The 11,429-nt window shown below is 47.9% G+C and carries 11 protein-coding genes and 1 pseudogene; 6 read left to right on the top strand and 6 right to left on the bottom strand.

All coding sequences use genetic code 11. The features are described from left to right. The 5 genes from IQ219_RS09690 to ruvB all read right to left on the bottom strand — a co-directional run. Positions 1–1,333 (bottom strand): DEAD/DEAH box helicase (locus tag IQ219_RS09690; protein WP_194072461.1); only part of this gene is annotated, 1,333 nt, incomplete at its 3' end. A gap of 286 nt (positions 1,334–1,619) precedes the next feature. Then, positions 1,620–2,006 (bottom strand): type II toxin-antitoxin system VapC family toxin, encoded by a 387-nt coding sequence (locus IQ219_RS09685; RefSeq protein ID WP_194019261.1) that lies wholly within the window; start codon positions 2,004–2,006, stop codon positions 1,620–1,622. Then, positions 2,003–2,215, bottom strand: a complete 213-nt coding sequence (locus IQ219_RS09680; protein ID WP_194019262.1) for a hypothetical protein — start codon at positions 2,213–2,215, stop codon at positions 2,003–2,005. The genes IQ219_RS09685 and IQ219_RS09680 overlap by 4 nt, the downstream gene beginning before the upstream one ends. A gap of 345 nt (positions 2,216–2,560) precedes the next feature. Continuing rightward, on the bottom strand, positions 2,561–2,959 hold the full coding sequence (locus IQ219_RS09675; protein WP_194072460.1) for a DUF4253 domain-containing protein: 399 nt from the start codon (positions 2,957–2,959) through the stop codon (positions 2,561–2,563). A 36-nt stretch (positions 2,960–2,995) separates the two neighbouring features. Further along, entirely contained in the window at positions 2,996–4,072 is a 1,077-nt protein-coding gene (ruvB, locus tag IQ219_RS09670; RefSeq protein ID WP_194072459.1) for a Holliday junction branch migration DNA helicase RuvB, read from the bottom strand. Here ruvB and IQ219_RS20390 point away from each other — a divergent pair. From IQ219_RS20390 to cbiB, 6 genes and pseudogenes are all read left to right on the top strand, one after another. Beyond that, positions 4,046–4,177 carry a hypothetical protein gene (locus IQ219_RS20390; protein ID WP_255512818.1) on the top strand — a complete coding sequence of 44 codons (132 nt, stop codon included), beginning with the start codon at positions 4,046–4,048 and terminating at the stop codon, positions 4,175–4,177. The two genes, ruvB and IQ219_RS20390, sit on opposite strands and share 27 nt — an antisense overlap. An 80-nt stretch (positions 4,178–4,257) precedes the next feature. Next, positions 4,258–5,283, top strand: a pseudogene (gene thiO / locus IQ219_RS20100) (glycine oxidase ThiO); the annotation flags it as partial. A gap of 90 nt (positions 5,284–5,373) precedes the next feature. Next, the gene (locus IQ219_RS20095) at positions 5,374–6,231 is read left to right on the top strand and encodes a thiazole synthase (RefSeq protein WP_228016883.1); all 858 of its coding nucleotides are present in this window, start codon (positions 5,374–5,376) and stop codon (positions 6,229–6,231) included. Between the two features lie 168 nt (positions 6,232–6,399). After that, the gene (locus IQ219_RS09660) at positions 6,400–7,596 is read left to right on the top strand and encodes a Coenzyme F420 hydrogenase/dehydrogenase, beta subunit C-terminal domain (protein ID WP_194072457.1); all 1,197 of its coding nucleotides are present in this window, start codon (positions 6,400–6,402) and stop codon (positions 7,594–7,596) included. A gap of 25 nt (positions 7,597–7,621) precedes the next feature. Continuing rightward, positions 7,622–8,824, top strand: coding sequence for a serine hydrolase (locus IQ219_RS09655; protein ID WP_194072456.1), 1,203 nt, complete (start codon positions 7,622–7,624; stop codon positions 8,822–8,824). Further along, a complete protein-coding gene (gene cbiB, locus IQ219_RS09650) occupies positions 8,824–9,831 on the top strand; it encodes an adenosylcobinamide-phosphate synthase CbiB (RefSeq protein ID WP_194072462.1) in 1,008 nt (335 codons plus the stop codon). Before IQ219_RS09655 ends, cbiB begins: the two co-directional genes overlap by 1 nt. Here the strand turns inward: cbiB and prfB are convergent. Beyond that, positions 9,802–10,921 (bottom strand): peptide chain release factor 2 gene (gene prfB / locus IQ219_RS09645; RefSeq protein WP_194019267.1). Its coding sequence is split into 2 segments (ribosomal slippage): positions 9,802–10,842 and positions 10,844–10,921, totalling 1,119 coding nucleotides; the frame shifts between segments, so codons are not numbered across the junction. The two genes, cbiB and prfB, sit on opposite strands and share 30 nt — an antisense overlap. Positions 10,922–11,429 lie beyond the last annotated feature (508 nt).

Genomic DNA, 11,429 nt, shown 5'->3' with positions numbered 1-11,429 from the left:
TTTCCACACTGGTAGTCCCCACCAGGATGGGGCGACCCTGTTCATGTAATTCTTCGCACTCCAGGGCCACCGCTTTCCATTTTGCCTCCTCGTTTTTATAGACCACATCAGACCAATCCTGACGACTAGAAGGGCGATTGGTGGGGGTAATGGTCACCTGGAGGTTATAAACCTTTTCCAATTCCGTTTCTTCTGTTTTGGCTGTCCCCGTCATGCCGGAAAGTTTAGGATAAAGCAGAAAGAAGTTTTGGTAAGTAATGGTAGCCAATGTCTGGCTTTCCTTTTGGATTTCCACCCGTTCCTTCGCTTCGATCGCCTGGTGTAGGCCATCACTCCAACGGCGACCCACCATAATCCGGCCGGTGAACTCATCCACAATCACCACTTCTCCGTTACGGACAATGTAGTTCACATCCTTAAGGAATAATTCCTTCGCTTTGATAGCGTTGAAAATATAGTGGGCCCAGGGATCGTTTTTATCAAATAGATCGTTGGTTTTTAATAGTTGTTCTGCTTTTTCAAAACCTTCGTCATTCATCAAGACATTACGTTGTTTTTCGTCCACTTCGTAATGTTCTTCCGGAAGTAACTGAGCGGCAATTTCTGAAGCTTGCAAATATTTCTCCGTCGGCCGTTCCACTTGGCCAGAAATAATCAAGGGAGTACGGGCTTCATCAATTAAAATCGAGTCGACTTCGTCAATGATGCAAAAGTTAAAGGGGCGCTGTACCACTTCAATCATGGACGTGGACATATTGTCCCGCAGGTAATCAAACCCCAATTCACTGTTGGTGGTGTAGGTAATGTCACAACCGTAATTCTTTTTCCTTTCCTCCGGGTTCATACCGGATTGCACCAAACCCACCGTTAAGCCCAAAAAGCGATGGATTTGTCCCATCCATTCCGCGTCCCGCCGGGCTAGGTAGTCGTTCACCGTCACCACATGGACCCCTTTCCCCGTTAAACCATTCAAATAGGAAGGCAAGGTAGCCACCAGGGTTTTCCCTTCCCCGGTTTTCATTTCCGCAATTTGCCCTTTGTGGAGAATGATCCCCCCCAACAGTTGCACGTCAAAGTGACGCATGCCCAGTACCCGTTTCCCCGCTTCCCTAACAACAGCAAAGGCCTCCGGCAAAATTTCATCTAAAATTTCTTCTGTTTCCGCATCGCTGCGGGCTTTGTCCAACGCCTCCCGGAACTCGACAGTCTTATGCTTCAACTCGTCGTCGGACAGGTTTTCAATGTCCTCTTCATAGAGGTTGACCTCCGCCACGTAGGGCTGAAATTTTTTCAGTTTACGAGTATTAGGATCACCGAAGAGGGCTTTTAACATGGGAGTTTAGGAAGTCTAGGGGAAGTCAGATAGGTGGGGTGGGGCGATCGTCCTTTTATGGTTTTTCCCAGCAAGGGAACGATCCTTCAACGATTTATCTTAACATTCCGTATCGATCAGGAAGGAAAGCCAGAGCCGAGTGATTTTAATTCCTGCACTAGGAAACGTACCTGTATCGACGTAGATATTTTTGCAGAATGTTTAAGCCAAAGTATTGATCTCCTCAATCAAGATTTGTACATGTGGGGAGGAAAATAAAGTGGTAGTTGAAGATAGGCAAACTCAATTACCAAATTACTGGCAAATAATTCCAACTTGTTATTTTTTTGTCTTTAGTAACTAGGTAAGATTTATTAACTAAACAAGTAGCTACAATCAATCTATCGGCTGGATCTCCATGAAATTCACCTGGTAAACGAGTTGATAAAACAGCGATTTCAGAGGTTAATGGCAATAATGTAACCTTAGGATGTTGAAAAGCTAAGTCCATCCAAACTTGAACGTCCATGGATAGTTGAATTCGTTCCTTAGATACTAGCATGGCTAACTCCCAGCAACTGATGGCGGGAATACCAACAACATCACTACTTTGAATAAAATCAAGTGCTGTACGAGAAATTTCAGGTGATTCCGCTAACCACCAAAACCAAGCATGGGTGTCCAAAACAATCATTGTTCCGCATCCCAAGCTTCACTACTGGGACTTAAAACATCATTTTCATGGACAATACTATTCTTAAGGGGATTATTAATAGACCAATCAAGATGATTTGTAGAAGCTGTAGTCTTTTGTTTAAGAGCAACCATAACGCTGTGTAAAATATCAATCGTCAGATCGTCAACGGAGTCTAATTCTGCTTTGAATTGTTCGCGATTAATCATTTTCTAAATTAATTTTTCTAAAAGTATTTCTGCCTGAGAGCTAATTTCCAAAGAAAATCTTAAGAGTGTTCAAATTCTTACCCAGCAAGTGTTTATCCCATTTGAGACTCTTGCTATGATAAACACTGAAAGCCTCGTCATTGCCGGATCTCAGCGGACCTATGAAATCATCTCTGAGTAAATCAGGTATTGGGGATCGTCGTGATTTAGATTGTGAAAGTTGCTTATATGAGTTCGGCGATCGCCGTTTTGTCAATGCTGATCAATAACGGAGACGGTGGTTCGAGAACCCATTGTAACATTCTGTATCGGTGTTATCAGAAAGGAGAAAATGGGGCATTAACTCTAATCCCACCAGAGGAAAACTGCCTGGTCTTGGCGCAGGGAATTTTGCAATATGGTCAAGGCAAAATCTGGATCATTCCAGTCCACCCCCGCCAATAGTACTCGGGTTTCCGGGGGAAGCTCCTGACCTGCAGACATCATCATCGGTAAAGCATCGTCAATACAGCCAAATCCCTGGTCAATAACATCGGGGCAAAATTCATAGATTTCCCGGGCCAGGGCTGCCAAATCCGCCGGTAATTTCTTAAAGTGGACAATCAAACTGTCAAAAGCAACTTCACTAATTTCAATGCCATATTGCCCATCCCATTGTTGCAGCTTAGCGATCAAGTCTTCTGTGGTGATGTCGTAGTTGATACCGTTGGTTTGTTGCTCAATAATTGCCGTTGGATCAAACATAAAATAAACGATTTTTTTGATTGCGACTAAACTTTTTTACCACGGCAGCAGGGGATTAGGGGGCGTTAACCCTAGGTGTTCGTAGGCAGCGGCGGTGGCAATGCGGCCTCGGCTAGTCCGGGCCAGGTAACCAATTTGGAGCAGATAAGGTTCATAGACTTCCTCAATGGTTTTGGCATCTTCCCCCGTGGCCGCAGCGACCGCCTCTAGGCCGGTGGGACCACCCTGAAATTGTTCAATTAAAGTTTGCAAAACTAAGCGGTCGGTCCAATCCAAACCCCGTTTATCCACTTGGTACAAATCTAGCGCCTCCGAAGCCAAGGTGGGGGTGATTTCCGGTTGTTGCTTTACCTGGGCATAATCCCGCACCCTTTTCAGTAAACGATTGGCGATGCGGGGAGTTCCCCTGGCCCGCAGGGCGATCGCCTGGGCTCCGGCCGGAGAAATGGGTACAGCTAACAAACCGGCGGTGCGGAGAATAATTTGTTGCAACTCATCCAACTCGTAAAATCTTAATCTTTGAATTAAGCCAAACCGATCCCGCAACGGCGAAGTTAAAGAACCAACTTTGGTGGTGGCCCCCACCAGGGTAAACCGGGCCAAATTTAAACTACGGACTTTGGCACTTTGCCCTTTGCCCATGGTGATGTCTAAACGAAAATCTTCCATGGCGGGGTAGAGTAATTCCTCCGTTAAGCGATTTAAACGGTGAATTTCGTCGATAAATAAAATATCTCCTGGTTGCAATGCCAATAATATCCCTGTGATGTCCCGGGGCCGTTCCAGCGCTGGAGCCGCAGTGATTTTGCACCGTACCTGCATTTCTTCCGCCAAAATCAGAGCTAGGGTGGTTTTGCCCAACCCCGGTGGGCCGTATAGCAGTAGATGGTCGATCGCTTCTTGCCGACCCTGGGCCGCTTGAATAGCAATGCGTAATACTTCCTTAAGATCCCGTTGGCCGACGTAATCATCTAAGGTTTGGGGCCGTAGGGATGCCTCTGGGGGTTCAAAGTTGGGGTTAGCATTTCGTTCCTGGGCAGTGACTTCCGGAGAAAGCAGATCGGATTTAATGTTGGGGGAAGAATTTTGGTTGCCGGAACGTTTGATGGCCATGGCGCAGGGGAATGCTCAGCTCTGGTCAGTACTCCCCCATCCTACATTGGCGATCGCCGTCGGGTTGCCAATGCCATGGGGAAAAAAGCCCCCAGCTTTCGATAATCCGCTAACCTGAAATTAGGTACTTCCCCCACCGATTTGCCCATGGCGTTCAAGCATTCAGGGGTTGATTTTTTAAGGTTATGCAAACAACCAGTGACGTTCTCATTATTGGCGGTGGCATCATCGGTTTGGCGATCGCCGTTGAACTGAAATTAAAACAGAGACAGTTACAGGTCACGGTGCTGAGTCGAGACTTTGCCCAGGCTGCTAGCCATGCGGCGGCGGGGATGTTGGCCCCCCACGCAGAACAAATTGCCCCAGGCCCCATGCTGGAATTGTGTTTAGCTTCCCGTTGGCGTTATGGAGAATGGGTGGAAAAGTTGGCGCAATTAACGGGGATGGAAACGGGCTATAACCCCTGTGGCATTCTCTCCCCCGTATTTGAAGCGCCCCACGGCAATGCTCCCAATATCAGCAGTAATCCTTGGTTAGACAGAGAAACCATCCGCCACTACCAACCGGGACTGGGGGAAGATGTAGTTGGTGGTTGGTGGCATCCCGATGACGGTCAAGTAGATAATCGCAAACTGATCAGCGCCCTGCGGCAAGCCGCCCAATCCCTCGGGGTCCGCATCCAGGAAGGGGTCACCGTCCAGGCGATCGCCCAGCGCCATGGCCAAGCAACAGAACTATTGACAGATCAGGGGTCTTTTCAAGCAGATACCTATGTGTTGGCCAATGGCTCCTGGGCCAAAGAATTACTGCCCCTGCCGGTCTTCCCTGTTAAAGGTCAAATGATGGCCCTGCGGATGCCAGCGGGAAACCATCAACCCTATCCTCTGCAACGGGTGCTTTTTGGTCCCCAAACCTACCTGGTGCCCCGGCGGGACGGACGTTTAATTGTGGGGGCCACCTCTGAACGGGTGGACTGGGAGCCCCATAATACGCCCCAGGGTATTCAGACCCTATTAAGTCGGGCTATCAGACTTTTCCCGGCCCTGGCCGATTGGGCCATTGAGGATTTTTGGTGGGGATTTCGCCCCGGCACCCCAGATGAACTACCTTTCTTGGGCTATGGCCCCTGTGATAATCTCGTTTTGGCGATCGGGCATTACCGCAATGGTATTTTGCTAGCTCCCATCACCGCCACCCTGATCAGCGATTTAATCCTCGACCGGAACTTTCCCCCCCTCATCAAAGCTTTTAGCCCCCAACGTTTTTCCACTCCCAAGCCCCCCGTACTGCCCTGCCGCCCTATGACTGCCGTGTTTCCCTCCGTTGCTAACCCTTCCCTGCCCCATGCTGCCGAAAATGTGGTGGACAGTGAAGACCTTTTAGAAATTGCCGGCCGTAAATTCCACTCCCGTCTCATGACCGGCACTGGCAAATATCCTTCTTTGACCACTATGCAGGACAGTGTCGCCAGCAGTGGTTGCCAAATTGTGACAGTGGCGGTGCGCCGTGTACAAACCAATGCCCCAGGTCACGAAGGGCTAGCGGAAGCCATTGATTGGTCCACCATTTGGATGTTGCCCAACACCGCCGGTTGTCAGACTGCGGAGGAAGCCATTCGGGTCGCCCGGTTGGGGCGAGAAATGGCCAAACTGTTGGGGCAGGAAGATAATAATTTCATTAAACTGGAAGTTATTCCCGACACTCAATACCTCTTACCAGACCCCATTGGTACCCTAGAAGCGGCGGAACAGTTGGTTAAAGAAGGTTTTGCTGTGTTGCCTTACATTAACGCTGATCCCCTGTTAGCTAAACGTCTGGAGGAAGTGGGCTGTGCCACTGTGATGCCCCTCGGTTCCCCCATTGGTTCCGGACAGGGTATCCGTAACGCCGCCAACATTGCCATCATCATTGAAAACGCCAAAGTTCCCGTGGTGGTAGATGCGGGCATTGGCACCCCCAGTGAAGCGGCCCAGGCCATGGAAATGGGAGCCGATGCGGTGTTGATCAACAGTGCGATCGCCATGGCGGCTAATCCGGTAGCGATGGCCCAGGCTATGGGTATGGCGACCCAGGCGGGAAGACTAGCCTATTTGTCGGGGCGAATGCCGATCAAAAATCAAGCTAATGCCAGTTCTCCCCTAACTGGACTGGTGAGTTAGAAAATTTTGCCGATAAAGTCCTAAACTCTTAAGTTCCTTTTCCCCTAAAAAAACTCCTGTGAGAACTATGGCCAACTATTCCCATTGCCAATGGGTGGGCCCCAGGTTTTGCGCTACCGTGGAAAACAGTGACAATGCTAAAACTTTTTGCAAATTTCCAACTTTTCCATGACCGTTCCTGCCCCCCACCAGAAAGCCAAAGGTCTCAAACCCGGTAGTCCCCGTCCCGCCAAGGAACTCTGTAGTGATTGCGGTCTTTGCGACACCTACTATATCCACTACGTCAAAGAAGCTTGTGCATTTATTAATCAACAATTTGACCACCTGGAGGAGCAGACCCACGGCCGCCATCGGGATTTAGGCAAAGAAGATGAGGTTTACTTTGGGGTGCACGAAAAAATGCTCACGGCCCGCAAACAGGAACCCATCCCTGGGGCCCAGTGGACTGGCATTGTCAGCACCATTGGCTGTGAGATGTTGAACAAAGGCCTGGTGGAAGGGGTGGTCTGTGTGCAAAATACCCCAGAGGATCGTTTTCAGCCCCAGGTGGTGATTGCCAAAACCCCAGCGGAAGTGCTAGCGGCAAAGGTGAATAAACCTACCCTTTCCCCCAATTTATCGGTGTTGGAGGAAGTGGAAAAGTCTGGTTTAAAGCGTTTATTAGTGATCGGGGTGGGTTGCCAAATCCAAGCTCTACGGGCAGTGGAAAAACAACTGGGCTTAGAAAAGCTCTATGTGTTGGGCACCCCCTGTGTGGATAATGTTTCCCGGGCGGGGCTACAGAAATTCTTGGAAACCACCAGCAAATCCCCCGATACGGTGGTGTATTACGAGTTTATGCAGGATTTTCGGGTGCATTTCAAGCATGAAGATGGTTCGACGGAATTGGTGCCATTCTTTGGTCTCAAAACTAATCAATTAAAGGAAGTTTTTGCCCCTTCCTGCATGAGTTGTTTTGATTACGTTAACGGCTTGGCGGATCTTGTGGTCGGCTATATGGGCGCTCCCTTTGGTTGGCAATGGTTGGTAGTTCGCAATCAAACGGGGCAGGAAATGCTAGACCTAGTGCAGGACCAGTTAAACGTCGGCCAGGTGGACTCCAGCGGCGATCGCCATCAGGCAGTGCAACAGGGCATTACGGCCTATGATAAGGCGGTAACATTGCCCATGTGGGTGGCCAAAATAATGGGTTTGATAATTGATAAAATTGGCCCCACCGGGTTAGAGTATGCTCGCTTTTCCATTGATTCCCACTTCACCCGCAACTATCTTTACGTTAAACGGAATCATCCGGAAAAGTTGGCCGACCATGTGCCCCCCTTCGCCCAAAAAATTGTTGAGCAGTATGAACTTCCCCAGCAATAAACCCCAATAAAATTCAAGAGAGGCTATGAAAAAATCCGTATTTCTGGTCGGTGCGTTAGCATTTTTTTGGGGTTTACCCGCCGGTAATGCCTGGGCAGAAGCCTTAGATGAAAAGGTACAAAATATCCTGGATGAACATTATCAAACCTATAAACAGGATGAATTTTTCAGTGCTATTCAGTTGTCCACTAAGGTAGGGGATGGAGAAACTAAAACCTACGTGGTGGGCAATAAAAGCCATAGTCCCAACAGCCCCGCCATTGATGCCAACAGTCTTTTCCAAATTGGCAGTATAACCAAATCTTTTACTGCTGTGCTCCTCCTCCAAGCAGAAGCGGAAGGAAAAGCTTCCTTGTCCAACAATTTTGCTACCTATCTACCAGAATATGACCGCTGGAGTGGAGTAACAATTACCCAATTATTGAATATGACTTCTGGGTTACCCAACTACAGTGATAGCCCGACTCTTAACTATGGTTTTGTGCAGAGTCCAGAGCGCATTTGGCAAGATGAGGAATTAGTAGATTTGGTATATCCTCAGGCTAATTTACCCTCTCCTCCCTTAAATACTGGTTACGCCTACACTAACACCGCTTATACTTTGGGTGGCCTCATTTTAGAAAAGGTTTATGGTCAAAGTTATGCTGATCTAATTGATGAAAAACTTTTGCAATCGTTGGAGCTAGATAATACTTTTTATCCCATTCCCAGCTATCCCCCAGGAATTTTAGCCCGCATGGTGGAAGGTAATAATTTTAACCCCTACACTAACCCTGAGTTAACAGGCAGACCATTCGATAGTAGTAATCTTTCCTGGGCTGGAGCCGCCGGGGGTCTGGTGGCCAATACACAGGATATTATCGATTGGGTGAGGGCTTTATTTATCGAAGATCAATTACTTACCCCACAGCAAAAAGAAAAGTTAACCCAATTAGTTTCCCTTGCCAGCGGTGAACCGATTGTGGGCACAACAGCGGCAGAACCCACGGGATTTGGTTTAGGAGTTGTCCAGGGTTACCACGAAGATTGGGGTCAGTATTGGTTTTACCAGGGGGAAACCCTTGGCCATCGCTCTTTTTATCTCTATTTTCCTTGTAATGAAGTAATCGTTTCTGCTTTATTTAATAGCGCCGTCGATGATCACAATAATAATGTTAAACCCCTTTTGGTCGGTGTTTATCAAGCTCTCTTAGATGACCAGCCAAATTTAGTTTGCAAAAGTCAATAATGATGGTGGAAGAGCTAAATCTTTTTCCCCTCAATGCTTTGGTTATTCTAGGAGGATCTGCCTGGTTAGATTTTCTCCTGGGAGATCCCAAGTCTTGGTTACATCCAGTGCAATTGATTGGCTGGGCAATTAATTTTGCTAGTCAGCTAATTATCAAAAAAGTTACAGGCAAAACTGCTAAGCGTTTATGGGGGATTTTTTTAGGATTAAAAATAATTATTGGCAGTGGCTTTCTAGCTTGGTTAATAGTTCACTTAGCTGAAAAATTCTCCCCTGTTTTAGCAATATTTATACAAATAGTGGGCGTTGCTAGTTGTTTTGCCGGTCATAGTTTAGCCCAGGCTGCTCGATCAGTGATCGAGCCATTAAAAATGGGGGATTTGTCCACTGCTCAACAAAAATTGGCTCTCTTCGTGGGCAGGGATACGGATAATTTATCGGAGACGGAGATTTTACGGGCCACAGTGGAAAGTGTGGCGGAAAATACGGTAGATGGGGTCACTGCGCCCCTTTTTTATGCCCTACTAGGACTAGCTCTAACTTTCATTGGCCCTTGGCCTTTGGCGATCGCCTATAAGGCATCCAGTACATTGGATTCCATGGTGGGCTATAAACGGGAACCCTATACGGATTTAGGTTGGTTTAGTGCTCGGCTGGAAGATTATTTAACTTGGTTACCCTGTCGCCTCACCGTATTAATGCTGGCATTACTGTCGAAAAAACCGAGGCAGATCTTGGCCATGGCCCGTCGAGACGGCCCCTTTGATCCCAGTCCCAATTCCGGTTGGAGCGAAGCTATTTATGCGGCCATTTTAGGAGTGCAACTGGGGGGCGATAACTATTACCAAGGGGTGTTGAAAAGCAAACCTTTATTAGGGGATGCAGTTCAGCCTTTAACCATAGGCAAAATCAGCCAAGGTTTATGGTATTCTCGCACGGTTTTCCTCTGGCAGTTGCTATTGGGATTGATGATAATTTTAGCTATCCAAGCGGGTGCTATGCCTTAGGTAAGCCTCAATAAAATCGGACAATTCCCCGTCCATCACGCCACTCACATCGGTGGTTTCTAGGTTGGTGCGTAAATCCTTGACCAACTGGTAAGGGTGAAAAACATAGTTACGAATTTGGGTGCCCCAGGCCGCTTCCACCATATCTCCCCGAATTTCGGCGATCGCCTGGGCGCGTTGCTCTTCCAGCACAATCAATAGCTTAGCTTTGAGGATAGCCAGGGCTTTTTCTTTGTTTTGCAACTGGGAACGTTCCTGGGTACAGCGCACAGCCAAGCCCGTGGGTAGGTGAACAATGCGCACAGCAGTTTCTACTTTGTTGACGTTTTGCCCTCCCTTACCCCCAGCCCTAGAGGTGGAAATGTCTAGGTCTTTATCGGGAATATCCAAATTAATCGCCTCTTCCCCTAGCAATGGCATCACTTCCACTCCGGCAAAGCTGGTTTGACGTTTACCATTGGCATTAAAAGGAGAAATTCGCACTAGTCGATGGGTACCCTTTTCGGATTTTAGGTAACCATAGGCGTAGCGTCCTTCAATTTCTAACGTGACGGATTTCAAGCCCGCCTCATCCCCTTCGGAAATTTCTGCTAAATGGACTTTGTAACCCTGTTTTTCACTCCAGCGGGTGTACATCCGCAGTAACATTTCAGCCCAGTCTTGGGCATCGGTGCCGCCGGCCCCGGCATTGATGGTTAACGTGGCTCCTTTCGCATCGTAGGGCCCAGACAATAATTGTTGCAGTTCCCAGCGGTCTAATTCTTTTTGCAGTTGCTCCAGGGTGGTTTCTGCTTCCGTTAACAGAGCCCCATCGTCCTCTAGTTCCAAAAGCTCCACAATGGCCTGGCTATCCTGCCATTGCTGTTGCCATGTATGCCATTGCTGCAATTGGGATTTGGTGTCGTTCAAGGTCTGGAGAACCTGTTGGGCTTGGTCAGTATCGTCCCAAAAATCTGGCTGGGCGGCGCACTGCTCCAAATCGTGAACTTTTGCTTTTAAACCCGGCAGGTCAAAGATAGTCCTGGGTTTGCCCCAGGCGGGAGGAGATTAACTCTAGGTTTCTTTTGAGGTCTGTTAATTCAGTGATCATTGGCAAAAAATGTTCTTTGGCGCCAACCCAAGTATATGGCCATTGGGTTTGCCCTGCACCGGGGGCGATTCATCAACAAAGCTTATCATCTGTGTCAAGATTTGTTAATTTTGCTTGGCTAATCAAATTATTATCCCTATGATTTTGTAAATATAGATACAGAAAATATTCCTTTCGCTCCTAATTAACCTTGGAATGCGGTTGGTGGGGTCTAAAGTCTGTCCCTAAAGTTTCCCCTCTTTTTGGGAACTGGATGGAGGAGTTGGATAACAACCCACCGGAAAATCCCTAGGAAGGATTGGGCAGGGAAGGTTTTCTAGGCGGATTTTGCTGGTTAGTAAAACGGAGAGGACTTATGTCGCCACAAACGAACCTGTTTAATGCAACGGCTTCAATGCCGGTCAATGATATGGCTGTGGGTTGGCATGTTTTTTGTCATATTACGTATAACCGAGACACCTGGGTAAAACTGCTGGAGACTCCTGGGGATTATGCTTTTGATGAAGCG

It is taken from the genome of Synechocystis sp. LEGE 06083, assembly GCF_015207725.1.
Lineage (GTDB): Bacteria > Cyanobacteriota > Cyanobacteriia > Cyanobacteriales > Microcystaceae > Synechocystis > Synechocystis salina.
Note: the sequence above shows the minus strand (reverse complement) of the source record. Positions and strands in the feature narration are given on the sequence as shown.